The following is an 18,120-nucleotide window of genomic DNA, read 5'->3' as shown; positions in this document are numbered from 1 at the left end:
CGACGGGGCAGGCGATCACGCTGACGGTGTCGGCGGCCAACGCCTCGCGCAGCGTCGGAAGCAACTCATCGGCCGACGAGATGCGGTATCCCGTAGCGCCGAAACTCTCGGCGTAGGCGACGAAGTCGGGGTTGGTAAAGCGGGTGTCGACGTTGTGGCCGATCTCCAGGTCCATCTTCCAGCTGATCAGTCCGTAGGCGTCGTCTACCCAGATGAGGATCACCGCAGGCGTGCCGAGCCGCAGTGCCGTCTCGATCTCCTGCGAGTTCATCAGAAACGATCCGTCGCCGGTGGCGACCAGCACCTTGGCGTCGGGACGCGCGATCTTGGCCGCGATCGCGCCGGGCAGTGTCCACGCCATGGTCGAAAGGCCGTTGGAGATCAGGCACGTGTTGGGTTCATAGGTCGGATAGAGCCGCGCCATCCACATCTTCAATGCGCCGGTGTCGACGAGCGCGATGTCGTTGCGCGCCAACGCCTCCCGCGTATCGGCGACGATACGAGCCGGAGTCAGCGGGAACCGGTCGTCGGCGCGACCACGCTCGAGCTCGTCGGACAGCAGCCCGCGGATGCGTTCGTGACCCGAGCCGAACGGTTCGGCCCGGTTCACCGCGGCGGCAAGGGCGTCGAGGCAGCGGCCGATGTCGGCGTGCAACCCCACCGCCACGTCGTAGTGGACGTCCACCTCTGCGGGGAAACGGTGGATGTGGATGATCGGGGTGTCACCGCGTGGGTTGATGCGGACCGGGTCGAACTCCTGCAGCTCGTAGCCCACGGCGACGATCGCGTCGGCCTGGTCGAACCCGAAGTTGACGTAGTCGTGGCGCATGAAGCCCACCGCGCCGAGCGCCAGCGGGTGGTCGTCGGGCAGGATTCCCTTGCCGTGGAACGTGGTGGCGACCGGCATGCCGAGCATCTCGGCGAACCGACGCACCGCGTCGGACGCCTCGGCCCGCGCAGCGCCGTGCCCGGCCAAGAGCACCGGATTGCGCGCCGAACTCAGGATCTCCGCGGCACGGGCCACCTGCGCGGCCGACGGATCGTCGGGCCGAGGAACGTTGACGCGCAACGGAACCAACGCCTCAGGCGCGTCGGCCGACTCCACGTCCTCCGGGACGGCGAGATACACCGCGCCAGGACGTTCGGTCTGTGCCAGCTTGAACGCCTTGCGCACCATCTCCGGAACCGCACCGGGGGAGGAGACCAACGCCGACCACTTCGTCACCGGGGCGAACATCGAGACCAGGTCGACGCTCTGGTGTGACTCCTTGTACGAGCGCTTCATCCCCACCTGGGCCGAGAGGGCAAGTACCGGAGTCGAATTGGTGGTGGCATCGGCGACGCCGAGCAGCAGGTTGATGGCGCCCGGTCCCAGGGTCGCCGAGCAGACGCCCGCCTTGCCGGTCAGCCGGCCATAGACCTCGGCCATGAAGGAGGCGCCCTGTTCGTGGCGGGTGAGGACGTACTCGATCGACGAGCGCGAAAGCGCGTCGACCAGGCGAATGTTCTCCTCGCCGGGGATCCCGAAGACGTGCGTGACGCCTTCGTTCTCCAAACATTCGACGATCAGTTCCGCGGTCGTGCGACTGAGTTCGGTCACGATCCGAGCCTAGACACTGCACTGGGCGTCCGACTACGGACCCAGCACTTCTCCTGCCCAGTCCCGAAACGACTGCCACCCGACGCCCGGGTACTGCGCGCGCAGCCCGGCGAGGTCGGCGCTGTACCCGGTCGTCGACAGGAAGCCGAACATGGCGCGCATGTCGGCGGACTCGATGTCCTCGGCGTGCGTGCTGATCACCTCGATGGGTCGGCCCAGGACGTCGGCGAGTACGGCGGCCATCTCGGTGGGAGTCGGAGCGTCGGATGCGATGTCCACGCGAAGGCGGTGAAACGGCGTCGGGTCGGCAAGGATCAACGCCGCGAATCGGCCGAGGTCACGTCGCGACAACTGCTGCAGCGCGCGATCGGCGGGGATCGGTAGCTCCAGGCGCCCGGCCCGCACGTCGTCGATGCCCCCGAGCAGGTTGTCGTAGAAATACGTGGGACCGACGATCGTGTACGACAGGCCGGACTCGGCGAGCGCCTGCTCGACGCGGGCCTTGCTGTCGAAGTGGGGAATCCCGGTGTGCTTGTCGGCGTCGGACACCGAGGAGAAGACGAGATGCGGGAGTTCGGCCCTTTGGGCCGCGGCGATGATCGTCGCGCCCTGCCCCAGTTCCGCGTCGGGGCCATCCTCGAAGGGCGTCGTCAGGGCGAAGGCGCCGTCGACACCCTCGAACGCCTTGGCCACCGAGCCGGCGTCGGAGAGATCCGCGGCGACGACCTCGACGCCCGCGTCGGCGAGTTCGCGAGCGCGCCGCGATTCCACGCTTCTGGTGATCCCGCGCACTGCTGCGCCCGCGTCGGCCAACGCCGCGACGACCGCGCCGCCCTGCGCACCCGTCGCTCCGAGAACCGCATACCGACCGTCCATGTACAGCACCCCTTCGTGTCCAGTTCTCGTCCCGTGGCTCAGTCTGCTCGTCTGTAGCGGTCGGGCAGCCGTATTTTGGTTGGTCCGTCGATCATCTCGCGATGGCTGACGGGCATCTATGGCGACTCGCGGTGACGGGAGACCGTCCGTGGCGCAGGATGGCGCGTATGACCAGTGGGGTGACGACGACGGGTGGGCAGGTGGGCCTGCCGGTCAACCGCGTCGAGGGCCGCGACAAGGTGACCGGACGCGCCACGTACGCGGCCGACACCGTCGTGCCGGGTGTGACTCACGCGGTGCTAGTGCAGTCGGAGATCCCGCACGGCCGCGTCACGCGCGAGTCGTTGGAGACCAGCACCGACCGGGCCCTTGCCGTCCCTGGGGTGGTGCTCGTCCTCACGCCCCTGAACTGTCCGCCCCTGCAGCCACCGCCGGTCGACATGAGTTGGGACCTGCCGTTGGAGCGCAGGCCGCCGCTGTCGGATCTCACCGTCCAACACGTGGGTCAGCACATGGCGATGGTGGTGGCCGATACGTTGGAGAACGCCGTTTACGCGGCGTCGCTCTTCGAGCTCGACTACGAGCGGTCGGAGCCGATGCTGTCCGCGCGGGCGGTCGTGGAGCGGCCCGTCGCCCCCGACGAGCAGGACGGTCGGATCCGCCACGGCGCCTACCAGCCGGACCACTTCGTGAAGCTCGACGAGGAGAAGTTGCAGGACCGCCGCGGACCGGAGCTGGAGCCCGCCGGAGTGGTCAAGGTCGCGGCCAGCTACACGACGCCGATCAACGCGCACTATCCGATCGAGCTGGCGTCGACGATCGCGCAGTGGGACGGCGACGTCCTCACCGTGCACGACACCACCCGCTGGATCACCGGGGAACGCACGGCTCTGGCCGCCTACCTCGACATCCCCGAAGAGAAGGTGCGCATCGTCTCGCCCCTGGTGGGAGGTGCGTTCGGGTCGAAGAGCTTTCTGTGGATGCACGTCGCCCTGTGCGCCGTCGCGGCCCGCGAGGCTGGGCGCCCCGTCAAGCTGGTGCTGACCCGCGACCAGATGTTCTCGTCCACCGGACACCGGCCGCGTACCGAACAGCAGCTGTCCCTGGTGGCAGATGCCGACGGGCGCATCCTCAGCACCGAGCAGCACACGCTCACGGAGACGTCCACCGTGGCGCACTTCTGCGAGCCGACCGGGCTCTCCGCGCGGTTCCTTTACTCCTCGCCGCGGCTCATGGTCTCCCACACCGTAGGCAGGATCAACGCTCCCACACCGTGTTTCATGCGCGGACCCGGGGAGGCCCCCGGCTTGTTCGCCCTCGAGGTCGCGATGGACGAACTGGCGTACGCGGCGAACATCGACCCGCTGGAACTGCGGATGCGCAACGACGCCGAGTTCGACCAGGCCAGCGGCAGGCCGTGGTCCGGCAAGCACCTGCGGGAGTGCTATCAGCAGGGCGCCGAGCGCTTCGGCTGGCAGGACCGGCCGATGGCGACGCGGTCGTTGCGTCGCGGCGGCGTCCAAATCGGGTGGGGCATGGCGACGGCCACCTATCCGGGTCGGCGCATGCCCGCCAGTTGCCGCGTCACGACCTCGGTCAGCGGCCACGTCGAATTCGCCTCGGCCACTCACGAAGTCGGCAACGGTGTGCGCACCGTGATGACGCAGGTCGCCGCGGAGGCGGCGGGTCTGCCGATCGATCAGGTGACCTTCAGCTCGGGGGACTCGCGGTTTCCCGACGCACCCTACAGCGGCGCGTCGCAGACCACGGCGACCGTCGGCTCGGCGGTCCATCAGGCGGCCGCCGAATGGCGCAGGCGGTTGGACGCCGTTGGTGGCTTCGCCCCCCGCCACGTCGAAACGCTGAGCTTCACCGTCACCAGCGACGGCGCCGCGGACGGCGGTCCGGTGTCGCAATCGTTCGGGGCCCACTTCTGCGAAGTCGAGGTCGACGAGGAGATCGGTCGGGTGAGCGTCGTGCGCTGGGTGGCGGTGCTGGACTGCGGACGGGTGCTCAATCCCAAGCTGGCGCGCAACCAGGTGATGGGCGGGATCACGTTCGGCCTCGGCATGGCGCTGCTCGAGCAGGTGCCCTACGACGCCAACACGGCTCAGCTCATCGGGGAGTACTACCTGCCCACCCATGCGGACCGCCCAGAGTTCGACATCAGCTTCGTCGACGTCCCCGACTTCGGCCTCGATCCCATCGGCGTGCGGGGCATCGGTGAGATCGGCACGTGCGGCGTGCCTGCGGCCATCGCCAACGCCATCTTTCATGCCACGGGAAAACGCCTGCGGGACTTGCCGATCACCCTGGAGCACGTGATGAAACCCTTCGGGGACGAGCCATGAACGAGCGCGAAGTCACCCTCCGCATCAACGGCACGTCGCACACCCTGACGGCGGACGTCCGCGCGACCCTGCTGGACCTGCTCCGCGAACGACTGCACCTGACGGGCACCAAGAAGGGGTGCGACCACGGCCTGTGTGGCGCCTGCACCGTCGCCGTGGACGACGAGCGCGTGGTCAGTTGCTTGACGTTGGCCGCGTCCATCGACGGGTGTGACGTGCGGACGATCGAGGGGATCGCGCAGGACCCCGACGGCGTCGACCTGCATCCCCTGCAAGAGGCCTTCGTCGACTGCGACGGCTTCCAGTGCGGCTACTGCACGTCCGGCCAGATCTCCTCGGCGCACGCGCTATTGCGCGAGCATGCCCGCGGCGACCTGTCGACGGCCTCGTTCGATGCGGGCCGGGAGACGGTCTGCAACGGCCCCGCGATCCTGACCGACGACGAGATCCGCGAGCGGATGGCGGGCAACGTCTGCCGGTGTGGTGCCTACGCCAACATCGTCGACGCGATCGCCACCGTGGCGGGGGGCCGCGACCGATGAAGACCTTCGAGTTCGCGCACGCGACCACCGTCGAGGATGCCATCGAGCGGGTCGCCGCGACCGGTGGCAAGTACTACGCAGGCGGCACCAACCTCCTCGACTTGATGAAGGGCGGCGTCGAGGCGCCACCGATGCTGGTCGACGTCCGCAGGCTCGGCCTGCGCAACGTGTCGGCCACGTCCTCGGGCGGAGTGCTGATCGAATCCGGCGTCACCAACAGCGCGATCGCCAACCACCCGTTGATCCGATCGCAGTACCCCGTGCTGTCCCACGCCATCCTGTCCGGTGCCACCACCCAGTTGCGGAACATGGCCACCGCGGGCGGAAACCTGTTGCAGCGCACCCGTTGTCCATACTTCATGGAAGCCGCCTTCGCGCAGTGCAACAAGCGCACCCCGGGGTCGGGATGCGCGGCGCGGGAAGGCTTCAACCGCGAGCACGCCATCTTCGGTGCCAGCGACGCGTGCGCGGCCATCCACCCGTCCGACATGGCCGTCGCGCTCGCCGTCCTCGACGCCGTGGTCCACGTGCGGGGACCCGACGGTGGGCGCGTCGTCCCGATCGGGGAGTTCTTCCGGCTACCCGGCGACGAGCCCGAGCGCGACAACACGCTGCGACCCGCGGAGCTCGTCGTCGGCATCGAACTGCCGCCGTCACCATTTGCGAAGCATTCCTGGTATCTGAAGGTTCGCGATCGGCACAGCTACGCCTTCGCACTGGTGTCGGTCGCGGCGGGGTTGCGCATCGACGACGGCACGATCCACGCGGCGGGTATCGCGATGGGTGGGGTCGCCGCCACGCCGTGGCGCGTCGGTGCGGCCGAACGGAGCCTGATCGGCGCGCCACCAACGACGGAAACGTTCCGACGGGCCGCCGAGATCGCCATGTCGGGTGCAGAACCGTTGAGCCAGAACGGTTTCAAGGTCGAGCTCGGCAAGCACAGCGTGGTGCGGGCCCTCGCGATGGCGAGCGAACGGCGACCGTAACGCGTCAGTCACCCTCGATGAGCTGTCGTGCGACGGCGGCCGCCCTGTCGATGGGCACGGCGAAACCAATCCCGATGTTGCCAGCTTCTGGGCCACCGACCGTGGCGATGGCGGTGTTCATGCCGACGACCTGTCCCTGCAGATTGGCCAGCGGCCCACCGGAATTGCCCGAGTTGATGGACGCGTCGGTCTGCACCATCTGCTGCTCGTACGCCGGGCCCGAGCGCAATCGCGCCTGACGGTCGACGGCGCTGATGATCCCGGCGGTCACGGTGCTGGTGAGCCCGAGCGGAGCACCGACCGCGATCACCGGCTGCCCGATCCGCACGGCAGAGCTGACACCGAGTGCGGCGGCGGGCGGCGGAGCCCCTGCCACCTCAAGCACCGCGACGTCTGCGGTCGGATCGGTGCCGACGACGCGTGCCGCAACCTGGCGTCCGTCGCTCATCCGTACCGCCACTCGCGAGAATCCCTCCACGACATGATTATTGGTCATGACATGGCCGACGTCGTCGATCGCGAATCCGGAGCCGCTGCTGTTGCCCGCGGTGACTTGGACCACGCTGGGCAGCAGCGCCGCGGCAGCGGTTTGCGGATCGGGGACCGTACCGAGGCCGCTGGCGGGTTGGCTTTGGCGAATCGTCGTAGGAGCTTGCGCGGCCCCCATCACCATGGCGGCCCCGGTCCCCGCCGCTCCCCCCGCGACCAGGCAGGCGACCACCAGCGCAGCGATCCGTGCCGTGCCCGCCCGCGCCGGGTGCGCCGCCGGTGCGACGGGAATCGCTGCGGTCCCGCCCGTCGGTGGGTCGGCACTGCGGATCCTCGTCGGAATCGGCGGCGCCTCGGGTCTCGGTGGTGGAAACCCCTGGGGTGCAACGAAGTCGGGCCCTGCCGGGCGTCCGAGGTGGCTTTCGGTCATCTGAACTCCTAGACGAGGCGGGAGAACCATCGCAGCGAAAGACCGGCGGCCACCAGTCCGCAGGCCAACGCAATGGCGGCGACGAAGGGGGTGACTTCCCGCAGCTCGGTGCGCCACCCGATCGATGACCCGATGTCGCGGTACACGTCCTGCAGTTCGTCGCTGCTTGCCGCGGTGTAGGCGTTGCCGCCCGTGTCGTCGGCCAGCTGCGCCAACGTCTCGGTGTCGACGGGCACCGAGATCGGGTAGCCGCCGGCGTCCATCACCCCGTCCGCGGTGCCGTAGGCGATGGTCGACACCGGCACGCCTGCCGCGACGGCAGCCGCTGCGGCCGAATCAAGGCTGCGCCCTGCGGTATTGCTGCCGTCGGAGAGCAACACCACGTGCGCGGGCAGCTCCTCCCCGTCGTCGCCGGTCACCGTCCTTATCTGGTCGAGCGCCGTGAAGACGCCCTCGCCGATCGCGGTGCGGGACTGGGTGAACAGGGACTGCAGGCTGGCCCTTGCGGCGGCGTGGTCGGTGCCAGGTGAGTGCACGACGACGGTCGAGCCCGCAAACGTCACGACGCCCACGTTGAACCGCTCCGGCAGTTGATCGATGAAGTCGCCCGCCGCGGACACGGCCGCGGTGAGCCGGTCCGGGCTGACGTCTCGGGCCTGCATGGACTCCGAGGTGTCGATCGCGACGATGATGGTGGCCCGCTCGTACGGCACGCGGACGGGCATCTCGGGGCGCGCGACGGCCAGCCCGATCAGGCCGAGGGTGGCCAGCAAGAGCGCGGCGGGCACGTGTCGCCGCCACCGCGGCCGCTCCGGAATCACCTTGTCCAGCAACGGCAACGCCGCGTATCGGACGGCATAGCGCTGCCTGCGCCGCAGCGCCGCGAGGTAGGAGACGGCGAGCACCGCTACGGGGACCAGCAGCAGGAGGCCCATCGGATAGAGGAATGTCATCGCGTGCCCACCCGCCGGCTGGTCCTGCGCATGCGCTGGCGGCCACGCACGAAGCGGGCCAGGCTGCGCACCCAGTCCTCGCCCGTGCTCACCGGGAGGTGCTCGGCGCCGCAGGACCGGATGGCAGTCGCGACGTCACGGCGATGCGCGGCCGCCGCGTCGGCGTAGCGCCTGCGGACGTCGCGGTCGGACGTCCACAGCTCGCGCTGGCGCCCCGATTCGGGGTCCACCAGCACCACCGACCCGACGTCGGGCAACTCCAGTTCACGGGGGTCGACGACCTCGACCGCGATCACGTCGTGGCGGGCGGCAAGCCGTCGCAGCGGCAGCTGCCAGTCGAACGGTGCCCGATGCGCGCCCTCGGGGTCGAGGAAGTCGGAGACGACGACCCGCAACCCCGGCCTGTCGCGGCGGGAACCGAACGCCGCCAAGGCCGCTGCCAGCGTTGGTCCGCCCATGCCCTGGCGGTGGTCGTGAGCGGTCAGGAGCTTGACCGCCTGATGGCCCGCCATCCGGGCGCGCCCTGGGCGGTGCCAACACAGTCCCTCGGGACCGAACGTCACCAGCGCCAGCCGGTTGCCGGGTGCGTCGGTCAGCAGCCCGACCGCCCACACGAGCTGACCGGCCAGGTCGCGCTTCTCGGAGTCGACGGTGCCGAACGCCATGCTCGGCGACACGTCGAGCAGCACCCAGGTGTCCAGCTGGGTGTCGGCGTGCGGCCGCCAGACGTGGACGTCGGACGAGCGGGCCGTGATGTTCCAGTCGATGCGGCGGACGTCGTCGCCGGGCTGGTAGCGGACCACCTCCTCGCGCTCGCTGCCCACACCGAGGCGAATGCCCTCGTGGTCGCCGGGCACCAGGCCGTCGATGCGCCTGCGGACACCGAGGTCGAGTGCGCGCAGCGGATGCGACGTCACGACGCGACCTCGGCGAGGTCGGTGGTCTTCGGGGCGATCTGGGGTGGGGCGACGCCGTCGAGGACCTGACGCACGACGTCGCGCGGGTCGACGCCGTCGGCGACGGCGTCGAAGGTGAGCACCAACCGGTGCGCGAGCACGTCAGGGGCGATGTCGGCGACGTCCGACGGCAGCACGTAGTCGCGACCGCGCACCACCGCGAGCGCCCGACTTGCGGCAAGCAGACCCAACGAACCGCGAGGGCCGATGCCGTAGTCCAGCAGTGGGGCGATGGCCTGCACCCCGTACTCCCACGGCTCGCGGGTCGCCATCACCAGGCGGACGATGTAGTGCGCGACGGCGTGGTGGACGAACACCTCTTCGGTGACCCGTTGCAGGGCCAGGACGTCGTCCGTGCTCAGCAGGGTGCGGGCACGGGGCGGTCGGGCGCCCATCCGGCTCAGGATCGCCATCTCCTCGAGTTCGTTGGGATGGGTGAGGTCGACCTTGAGCAGGAACCTGTCTCGCTGTGCCTCCGGCAGGTGGTAGACGCCGTCGGTCTCGATGGGGTTCTGGGTGGCCAGCACCAGGAAGGGCTCTGGCAGTGCGAAGGTGTGGCCACCGATGCTGACCTGGCCTTCGGCCATCGCCTCCAGCAGCGCGGACTGCACCTTGGCGGGTGCGCGGTTGATCTCGTCGGCAAGGATCAGGTTTCCGAAGATCGGGCCGAGTTCGACGTCGAAGCTCTCCGTCGACGGGCGCCACACTCGGGTGCCGACGATGTCGCCGGGCATCAGATCCGGGGTGAACTGCAGCCGGTTGAAGGTGCCTCCGACCACCGTGGCGACGGTGCGGACGGCGAGCGTCTTGGCCAGCCCTGGCACCCCCTCCAGCAGGATGTGGCCGCCGGCGAGCAGGCCGACCAGCAGTCGCTCCAGCATCGAGTCCTGGCCAACGACAACGTGTTTCATCTCGAACAACGCGCGCTCGACGAGCGCGGAGCACGCCGCGGGGGACAGCGGCGCCGGAGCGGCACCGCCGGGGGAATCGGAGAGGTGGTCGTGTCTGCTCATGGCCCCACTGCATCACCAGGGTGCGAAAACGGCGGTAAGGCCGACCGAAAGTTCAGCGAAAGCGAAGTGGTGAGGTGCGCGGAGTCGGCGCTACCCTCGGCTCGTATGCGGTTGTTGATCGTCGAGGACGAAGAGGGCCTGGTGAGCGCGCTCCGCATCGGACTCCAACGCGAGGGTTACGCGGTCGACAGCGCATTGACCGAGGCCGAGGCCACCGAGCGGTTGGCGGTCAACTCGTATGACGTGGCGCTGCTCGACGTCACACTGCCCGACGGTGACGGCCTCGAGCTGGCGCGTCGAGTTCGTTCGGGCGAGGTGGCGTGCGCATCGGGCCGCGAGATCCGCATCATGATGCTCACGGCGCTCGGCACGCTGCCCGACCGGGTGCGGGGGCTCGACGCGGGCGCCGACGACTACGTCGTCAAACCCTTCGCCTTGGCTGAGCTGACCGCGCGACTGCGGGCCGTCCTGCGTCGCGAGATCCGCGGCCAGTCCTCGGTGCTGCGCGTCGGGGACGTCACGATGGACACCGCCAAGCACGTCGTCCATCGCGGTGAGCGGGAGGTCGAGCTGACGCTCAAGGAGTTCTCCGTACTGCGGTACCTGATGTCGCGGCCGGACCACGTGTGCTCGGCCGAGCAGATCCTCGAACACGTCTGGGACGAGAACGCCGACCCATTCACCCAGACCGTCCGGGTGACGGTGGGCACGCTGCGGCGCAAGTTGACGCTCGCCGGCGAGGAACAGATCCTGTCCACCGTGGTCGGCCGGGGATACCGACTGAGATGCCCACCGAAATGCGCACTGCCGCAATCGCATGCGTCGGCGTGAGGCGCCTCCGTCTGCCACGTGCCCTGCGCACCATCCGGGTCCGGCTGGCGCTGATCACCTCGATCTGGCTGTTCGTCATCTCGGCGCTGCTGCTGGTGGCGGTGTACGTGGCGTTGTCGCAGACGATCGATGCGCGGCCGCTGGATCCGGTGACGGTCAAGAAGTTTGCGCATCGGCCGGACGGCACCATGGCCTACCGGGTCGGGGAGAACTTTCAGGCGGCGGATCTGGAGAGCGTCCAGCGCGCCGTCAACCAGTCGACCTTGGACACCCTGAGGAACTACTCGATGTTCGCGCTGGCGGCAATCGCGTTGGTCAGCGCGCTCGTCGGGTGGTTCGTCGCGGGGCGGCTGCTGCGGCCGATCGGTGAGATCACGGCGACGACCAACCGCATCCGCGCCAATGACCTCTCGCAACGCATCAACGCCTCCGGGCCCCGCGACGAGCTGCGTACGTTGGCCGACACCATCGACGGCATGCTGGATCGCCTCGACACCGCGTTCCGCGCCGAGCGGGCACTGGTCGAGGACGTGTCGCACGAACTGCGCAACCCGGTGGCGGTGGTGCAGGCCAATGTCGAGGCGGTCTTGGCGAGTACGGACGCCACGGCTTCGGAGCGGGCGCACGCGCTGGCGGTGATCTCCCGCGCGAGCAACCGCATTTCGCGGCTGTTGGAGGATCTGCTGGCCACGGCGCGGCAACGCTCGGGGTCGTTCGCCGACCAGAACGTCGATCTGCACGCGTTCGTCGGTGACGTCGTCGACGAGCACCGGCTGCTGGCAGGGGAACGACAGCTGGAGTTGCGGACTCGCGTCGCCAAGGGCCCCGTGGTCTACGCCGACGCCGCGTCGCTGGCCCGCGCGCTGACCAACCTGCTGTCCAACGCCATCCGGTTCGCCCCGGCGGCGTCGGTGCTGACCGTTGCCAGCGGAAGTGTCGGCGGGTGGGCGTGGATCGCCGTCCAGGACGATGGGCCCGGCATCGCCCGCGAGGAGCAGCAACGCGTCTTCGAGCGGTTCCGCCGGGTCGCCAACGGGGGAGACTCGGATTCGAACGGTGCCCGCAGGCCGCGCGGATCGGGGCTGGGGCTGGCGATCGCCCGCCAGATCGCCGAGAGCCACGAGGGCAGGTTGAGTCTGTTCAGCGAGGTGGGTGTCGGCAGCACCTTCGTCATCTGGCTGCCCGACCGGACGCTGCCCGACCGGCCGGCGCGCAGTGCTCAGCCACCGCAGGATTCACCGCTGCCGCGATAGCGCTGACCTGCGGTTCGGCGGTACACCACCCAGGTAGCCCCCAACTTTGGGTGCCGGTATCCGCAGGGTGGTTTGGGGGAAAGCCCCGCAGACTTCGTCGGTGGTCGAGGAGAGGATCGACACAACAGCGAAGAGGGCACCGAACGAGGGATACGACCGTGGACTTCATCTTCAAGGACCGAGCCTTCAAGTTCGAGACCCTGCGGGCGGCAGGCTTCGCCGGCGATGCCGGCGCCGACATCGGTGAGGTGGTCGCCACCACGGCCCGGATCCCCGACGGAGACGAGGACGCATGGACGTCGTCCTGGCGGGCGACCGCCGTGCGAACGGCGCGCCGAGGTGAGGAGTCGCTGGCCGCCGACGACCTCGTCAGCGCGCGGGAGGCCTTCCTACGCGCATCGAGTTACTACCGGTCGGCGGAGTTCTACCGGCGGGAGGATCCGCTCGACGATCCGCTGGTGCTGGGATTGTCGCGATGCGCGCGGGACTACTTCGTCCGGGCCTGCGAACTGCTGGACGGACCGTTCCGAGAGGTGAGCATCCCCTATTCCGACGATCCTCGGGTCGGCGACCTGCCCGGTTACCTCTTCCTCGTCGACGACAGCGGCACGCCTCGCCCGACGGTGATCTACACCAACGGCTTCGACTCGACGCGTGAGGAGGGCTACTTCCTGATCGGGGCTGCGGCGCTGCGCCGCGGCTACAACTTCCTCGCCTACGACGGCCCCGGCCAGGGCTTCATGCTCCGTGAGCGCAACGTGCCATTCCGTCCGGACTGGGAGCACGTGCTCGGTGCGGTCGTGGACTACGCGGCGGGGGTCCCTGAGATCGACGAGCACCAGATCGTGCAGTTCGGCTACGGACTCGGTGGCTATCTGGTGTCCCGGTACGCGGTGCACGATCACCGGTCCGCGGCGATCGTCTGCAGCGACGCCATGACCACCTTCTACGCGTCGTATCCGTCGGTTCCGGAGCGGATTCTGAGCCTCGTCGAGGACGAGTTGGACGCCGACGCGCGTCCCATGGTCGAGGTGTGGATGAAGGAGGACACCGAGGCCCGGCGCGGACTGCGCAACGGACAGTGGGCCTTTGGCGCCGACAGCCCCGTCGAATACATCCGCAGGACCGCCGACTACAGCCTCACGGCCCACGACATCGGCCGGATCCGCACGCCCGTGCTGCTGCTGGAGGGCGAGGCCGACACCGTCTTCGCGGGGCAGGCGACCAACTTCGCCTACGCGATGAACGCACCGGTGCGCCAGGTCGTGATGCGCAGCGTCGACGGGGCCGGCGAGCACTGCCACGAGGGTGCGACCTTCCAGCTGCACCAGACCGTCTTCAATCACCTGGCCAAGACGCTGACAACGCAGTGACGATCAGGGCCGCCAGCTTGTCGCAGTAATCGTCGTCAACCGAGACCTGCATGACCCCGAGCTTCCAGTAGAGCGGTCCGGCGAGCAGATCCATGGCCAGGTCGACGTCGGTGTCCGGTGGTAGCTGCCCGCGTCCGATCGCGCGCTCGAAGAGCTCGGCGGCCTTCGCCCGGCGAGGATCGCGCAGCGACGGTCCCAACACGGCCGCCAGTTCCTCGTTCCTGGCGACCTCGGCGAGCATGTCGGGAATGATCTTGCGCGCCAATGGATGTGAGAGCGCGGCGCGACCGTTGTCGAGGTACTGCCTGATGTCGCCGAGCAGGGTGCCGGTGTCGGGCACGTCGACTGCGGCGACGGCGAACTTCGACAGCAGCGCGACGGTCAGGTCCGACTTGGAGCGCCATCGCCGGTAGACGGCCGCCTTGCCGACCCCCGCGAGTTTGGCGACGGCGTCGATGGAGAGGCGGCCGTAGCCGACCCTGGCGAGTTCGGCGAGGAACGCCGATTCGATCGCGGCCGTGACGTCGTCCTGCAGGACGGGGCCTCCGGAGGTGCGGCGCGCTGGCGGGGGCGGAGACACGCCACGGAGCATAGCCCGCAGGCGGAACAGTTGCGTTCCGTTTGTTGTTGGTCTCCAATAGTCGATACGGATCTGTTCCGTTTCGTTTAAGGAGGTAGTCATGAAGTTCTTGTTCGACGACGAGTCGTTCTCGTTCGAGGCCCTGCGCGCGGCAGGTTTCGCCAACTACGGCGGCGCCGACCTCGGCGAGGTGCTCGTCACCGCGCGCGCGATTCCCGAGGGCGACGAGGAGGCGTGGCACCGCGAGTGGAAGGCGACCGCCCGACGAGTCGAGGCGCTGGCGCGCCAGTCGGCAGACGGCGGCCATCCCGTCAGCGCACGAGAGGCGTATCTCCGGGCGTCGAACTACTACCGAACCGCGGAGTTCTACCGACGCCAGGATCCGGTCGCCGACCCCGAGGTGACGGAGTTGTCGCGGCGCTCGCGCGAGACCTTCTTGAGTGCCATGCGGCTGTTCGGCTTCGGGTTCGAGCAGGTCGCCATTCCCTATGAGGGGACGACGCTACCCGGGTACCTCTACTTGGTCGAAGACTCGGACACCCCGCGCCCCACCGTGATCTACAACAGCGGGTACGACTCCACCCTTGAGGAGTCGTACTTCGCAATCGCCGCGGCGGCCATCGCCCGCGGATACCACGTGCTCGCCTTCGACGGCCCAGGGCAGGGCAGCGCGATCCGCGAACAGCGCCTGGTGTTCCGGCCCGACTGGGAGGCGGTAATCAGCCCGGTCGTCGACTTCGCCATGACCAGATCCGAGATCGACGCCACGAAGATCAGCCTGTTCGGGTACAGCCTTGGCGGATACCTCGTCGCCCGCGCCGCGGCGTTCGACGACCGGGTGGCCGCGATCGTGCTGGACGACGGCATCTATGACTTCCACGCCGCGATGGCCAACTCCCTTCCGCCCTTCCTGAGCGCCTGGATCGACGAAAGGCAGGACGAGGCAGCCGTTCCGGTGATGACACTGCTGATGGGTCACAACACCCAGATTCGGTGGGCGGTCCGCAACGGCATGTGGGTGATGGGGCTCGACTCGATCGCCGATCTGCCCCGCGCCTTCCGCGAGTACACGCTGGCAGGCGTGGCCGACCGGATCACGGTCCCGGCCCTGGTGCTCGACGCCGACAACGATCAGTTCCTGCACGGCCAACCACAGAAGGCGGCCGAGGCGATGGTCAACTCGGCCGTCACGCTCGTCACCCTCGCCGAATCGGAGGGGGCGGGCGAGCACTGTCACATGGGGGCGATGTCACGCGTCCACCAGACGATCTTCGACTGGCTCGACAACCAACTCGCACAAGAGAATTGAGGACCACGACATGACTCGCATACTCATCCTGGGTGCCAGCGGCCGCAACGGCTCCGCTGTGGCCGCTGCCATCGACGAGCACCCCAGCCGCGCCACCGCGGTGCGCGCATCACGCAACCACGCGACGGTCGACGCCTGGCGCGAGGCGGGCAAGGAAGCCGTGCACCTCGATCTGGACGACCCGGAGACCTTTCCGCAGGCACTCAACGGGATTGACGCGATCTTCCTGATGTCCGGATACACCGCGGCGATGACGCAGCAGGCCAAGACGATCGTCGACGCCGCCGAGGACGCGGGCGTCGAGTTCGTCGTGCACCTCGGGGTGTTCGGTGACGGACGGTCCACCGACCCGCACTTCGCCTGGCACGAGATGATCGAGCGCTACCTCAAGGGCAGCAGACTCGCATGGGCCAACCTTCATCCGCACGTATTCATGGAGAACCTGCTCACCGTGAACCGTCTGCAGAACGGCGCCTTCGTGTGGGCAGCCGGCGACAAGCCCGTCGGCTGGGTGGCGACCGATGACATCGCGGCGGTGGCCGCCAAGGTGCTGATGGACGGCCCCGCCGCGCATGGGGGCAGGGACTACTACCTTTCCACCGACCTGCTGAACGCGACCGACGTGGCCGCGACGCTGTCGCACGCGCTGCAGCGCGAGGTGCCCGCGGTGATCCTCACACCGCAGGACATGCGCCGCCTCGTCGAGGCGGGCGAGGTGGCGATCCCCGACTTCTACGACGCGGCGTACGCCGCCAGCGCGCTGAACTGGCTGCAGCAGACCTACGACGGTCGAATGGACTACTCGGCGGTCACCACCACCACGGTGCGGGACCTGCTCGGCCGGGAACCGATCCACCTCGTCGACTGGGCCAGAACCCACCGCAGCGAGTTGCTGGACGAGGACGGCCCCGCCGCGTCCTAGGCTCAGCTGCTGCCAGGCACGCCCGACTGAAGCTTCGCCATGACCTGTTCGAGGTTGAACGTGGCCGACTTCTGCCGCTGCGGAAACTCGATCAGTGTCTGCAGCATGTTCGCGACGTACGCCTGCGCGGGCGTGAACACCCACACCCTGTCGATCATCCAGTCGTAATAGGTGTTCGACGTCAGGTCGGCCCGCTCGTACGGATCGGTTCGAAGGTTGAACAGCTTCGGAGCGCGCAGCACGACGTACGGCTCGAGCCAGATGGCCAGCGTGCCAGTGACCCGCTGTTCCATGAACACGATCTTCCAGTTGTCATACCTGAGCCCGGTCAGGTCACCGTCGTCGGAGACGTAGAAGAAGTGCATCCTCGGGCTCTCGTCGGTGGCACCGGTGATGTAGTCCAGCTGATTGTGTCCGTCGAGGTGGACCTTGAAATGCGTGCCGTTCAGATCCGTTCCACGCCGCAACCTCTCGGCGATGTCCGGGTCACCGGCGGCCGCGAGCAGGGTGACGAACCAGTCGTTGTGACTGACGATCCCAGTGAGCACCGTGCCTGCCGGGACGTGGCCCGGCCAGCGCACCAGAGCCGGAACGCGGTACGCGCCTTCCCAGTTCGAGTTCTTCTCGTTGCGGAAGGGTGTCATCCCGGCGTCGGGCCAGCTGTTCATGTGCGGACCGTTGTCGGTCGAGTACATGACGATGGTGTCGTCGGCGATGCCGAGGTCGTCGAGGGTGTCGAGCAGATCTCCGACGATGTCGTCGTGATCCAGCATCGTGTCGTGGTATTCGGACTGCCACCGTCCGGCCCGCCCGACGCTCTCCGGCTTGGGGTGCGTGCGGAAGTGCATGTGGGTCGAGTTGAACCACAGGAAGAACGGGGTCTCGGCGTCGTGCTGGCGCCTCATGAAGTCGATGGCGGCGTCACGGAACTCCTCGTCGCAGGTCTCCATGCGCTTCTTGGTCAGCGGGCCGGTGTCCTCGATGCGCTGGGTGCCGTCGCCGTTCGCCCAGGTGTGCAGGACGCCGCGGGGTCCGAACTTCTTCCGGAATTCGGGATCGGTGGGGTAGTCGACGTTCTCGGGCTCCTCCTCGGCGTTGAGGTGGTAGAGATTGCCGAAGAACTCGTCGAAACCGTGCATGGTGGGCAGGAACTCGTCGCGGTCGCCGAGGTGGTTCTTGCCGAACTGGCCGGTGGCGTAGCCCTGGTCCTTGAGCGCCGAGGCGATAGTGACGTCGCTCGCCTGCAGGCCGACGGTGGCTCCGGGCATGCCGACCTTGGTGAGGCCCGTGCGGATCGGGTTTTGCCCCGTGATAAAGCACGCCCGGCCGGCGGTGCAGCTTTGCTGGGCGTAGTAGTCAGTGAAGGTCACCCCTTCCTTCGCCACGCGGTCGATGTTAGGGGTCTGGTAGCCCATCATGCCGCGACTGAAGTGGCTGATGTTCCATATGCCGATGTCGTCGCCCCAGAGGATCAGGATATTAGGTTTTTTTTGTTCTTGCTTTGCCATATCGCTCTCCTTTTATTTTTGGTTTTTTTTCTGATCACCTTTTGTCGTAAGAAAAGTATTTCCCTTTTAGCTCATCCTATTCACGTGACCATCGTGTGCCGTCAGACCGGAGCCTGGATCGCGAGCCCTCATTCGTCGATTCTCCTCA

16 protein-coding genes are annotated in these 18,120 nt (G+C 68.2%); 8 read left to right on the top strand and 8 right to left on the bottom strand.

Annotation, left to right across the window (positions count from 1 at the left end):
- The coding region (locus ABW137_RS25625; protein WP_526404273.1) for an acetolactate synthase large subunit at positions 1 to 1,567 on the bottom strand (1,567 nt) is incomplete at its 3' end.
- 66 nt (positions 1,568 to 1,633) lie between these two features.
- Positions 1,634 to 2,476, bottom strand: a complete 843-nt coding sequence (locus ABW137_RS25620) for an NmrA/HSCARG family protein (RefSeq protein ID WP_526404272.1) — start codon at positions 2,474 to 2,476, stop codon at positions 1,634 to 1,636.
- 101 nt (positions 2,477 to 2,577) lie between these two features.
- On the opposite strand from ABW137_RS25620, the gene ABW137_RS25615 reads away from it, so the two are divergent.
- The 3 genes from ABW137_RS25615 to ABW137_RS25605 are packed head-to-tail and all read left to right on the top strand — an operon-like array spanning position 2,578 to position 6,355.
- Positions 2,578 to 4,827 carry a xanthine dehydrogenase family protein molybdopterin-binding subunit gene (locus tag ABW137_RS25615; protein WP_526404271.1) on the top strand — a complete coding sequence of 750 codons (2,250 nt, stop codon included), beginning with the start codon at positions 2,578 to 2,580 and terminating at the stop codon, positions 4,825 to 4,827.
- Positions 4,824 to 5,369, top strand: coding sequence for a (2Fe-2S)-binding protein (locus ABW137_RS25610; protein WP_526404270.1), 546 nt, complete (start codon positions 4,824 to 4,826; stop codon positions 5,367 to 5,369). The genes ABW137_RS25615 and ABW137_RS25610 overlap by 4 nt, the downstream gene beginning before the upstream one ends.
- The gene (locus ABW137_RS25605; protein WP_526404269.1) at positions 5,366 to 6,355 is read left to right on the top strand and encodes an FAD binding domain-containing protein; all 990 of its coding nucleotides are present in this window, start codon (positions 5,366 to 5,368) and stop codon (positions 6,353 to 6,355) included. The genes ABW137_RS25610 and ABW137_RS25605 overlap by 4 nt, the downstream gene beginning before the upstream one ends.
- Positions 6,356 to 6,359: 4 nt before the next feature.
- On the opposite strand, the gene ABW137_RS25600 is transcribed toward ABW137_RS25605, so the two are convergent.
- The 4 genes from ABW137_RS25600 to ABW137_RS25585 are packed head-to-tail and all read right to left on the bottom strand — an operon-like array spanning position 6,360 to position 10,196.
- Complete coding sequence (locus ABW137_RS25600) at positions 6,360 to 7,274, bottom strand: S1C family serine protease (RefSeq protein ID WP_526404268.1); 915 nt, start codon at positions 7,272 to 7,274, stop codon at positions 6,360 to 6,362.
- 8 nt (positions 7,275 to 7,282) lie between these two features.
- Positions 7,283 to 8,227 (bottom strand): vWA domain-containing protein, encoded by a 945-nt coding sequence (locus ABW137_RS25595; RefSeq protein ID WP_526404267.1) that lies wholly within the window; start codon positions 8,225 to 8,227, stop codon positions 7,283 to 7,285.
- Positions 8,224 to 9,144 carry a DUF58 domain-containing protein gene (locus ABW137_RS25590; RefSeq protein ID WP_526404266.1) on the bottom strand — a complete coding sequence of 307 codons (921 nt, stop codon included), beginning with the start codon at positions 9,142 to 9,144 and terminating at the stop codon, positions 8,224 to 8,226. The genes ABW137_RS25595 and ABW137_RS25590 overlap by 4 nt, the downstream gene beginning before the upstream one ends.
- A complete protein-coding gene (locus ABW137_RS25585) occupies positions 9,141 to 10,196 on the bottom strand; it encodes an AAA family ATPase (protein WP_526404265.1) in 1,056 nt (351 codons plus the stop codon). The genes ABW137_RS25590 and ABW137_RS25585 overlap by 4 nt, the downstream gene beginning before the upstream one ends.
- Positions 10,197 to 10,301: 105 nt before the next feature.
- On the opposite strand from ABW137_RS25585, the gene ABW137_RS25580 reads away from it, so the two are divergent.
- From ABW137_RS25580 to ABW137_RS25570, 3 genes are all read left to right on the top strand, one after another.
- Entirely contained in the window at positions 10,302 to 11,027 is a 726-nt protein-coding gene (locus ABW137_RS25580; protein ID WP_526404264.1) for a response regulator transcription factor, read from the top strand.
- Complete coding sequence (locus ABW137_RS25575) at positions 11,024 to 12,280, top strand: sensor histidine kinase (protein ID WP_526404263.1); 1,257 nt, start codon at positions 11,024 to 11,026, stop codon at positions 12,278 to 12,280. The genes ABW137_RS25580 and ABW137_RS25575 overlap by 4 nt, the downstream gene beginning before the upstream one ends.
- Positions 12,281 to 12,438: 158 nt before the next feature.
- Positions 12,439 to 13,653, top strand: coding sequence for an alpha/beta hydrolase family protein (locus ABW137_RS25570; protein ID WP_526404262.1), 1,215 nt, complete (start codon positions 12,439 to 12,441; stop codon positions 13,651 to 13,653).
- Here ABW137_RS25570 and ABW137_RS25565 read toward each other — a convergent pair.
- Positions 13,619 to 14,233 (bottom strand): TetR/AcrR family transcriptional regulator, encoded by a 615-nt coding sequence (locus ABW137_RS25565; RefSeq protein ID WP_526404261.1) that lies wholly within the window; start codon positions 14,231 to 14,233, stop codon positions 13,619 to 13,621. The genes ABW137_RS25570 and ABW137_RS25565 overlap by 35 nt on opposite strands.
- Positions 14,234 to 14,333: 100 nt before the next feature.
- Between ABW137_RS25565 and ABW137_RS25560 the strand changes: the two genes are divergently transcribed.
- Positions 14,334 to 15,542 (top strand): alpha/beta hydrolase family protein, encoded by a 1,209-nt coding sequence (locus ABW137_RS25560; RefSeq protein WP_526404260.1) that lies wholly within the window; start codon positions 14,334 to 14,336, stop codon positions 15,540 to 15,542.
- Between the two features lie 10 nt (positions 15,543 to 15,552).
- Positions 15,553 to 16,464: an NmrA family NAD(P)-binding protein gene (locus ABW137_RS25555; RefSeq protein ID WP_526404259.1), complete on the top strand. Its 912-nt coding sequence runs from the start codon at positions 15,553 to 15,555 to the stop codon at positions 16,462 to 16,464.
- 2 nt (positions 16,465 to 16,466) lie between these two features.
- Here the strand turns inward: ABW137_RS25555 and ABW137_RS25550 are convergent, their stop codons facing one another.
- Positions 16,467 to 17,972 carry an arylsulfatase gene (locus tag ABW137_RS25550; RefSeq protein WP_526404258.1) on the bottom strand — a complete coding sequence of 502 codons (1,506 nt, stop codon included), beginning with the start codon at positions 17,970 to 17,972 and terminating at the stop codon, positions 16,467 to 16,469.
- Positions 17,973 to 18,120: the final 148 nt, after the last annotated feature.

Origin of the sequence: Mycobacterium sp. (genome assembly GCF_040509115.1) — a bacterium.
Taxonomy (GTDB): domain Bacteria; phylum Actinomycetota; class Actinomycetes; order Mycobacteriales; family Mycobacteriaceae; genus Mycobacterium.
This window is presented reverse-complemented; position numbering and strand designations above follow the sequence as displayed.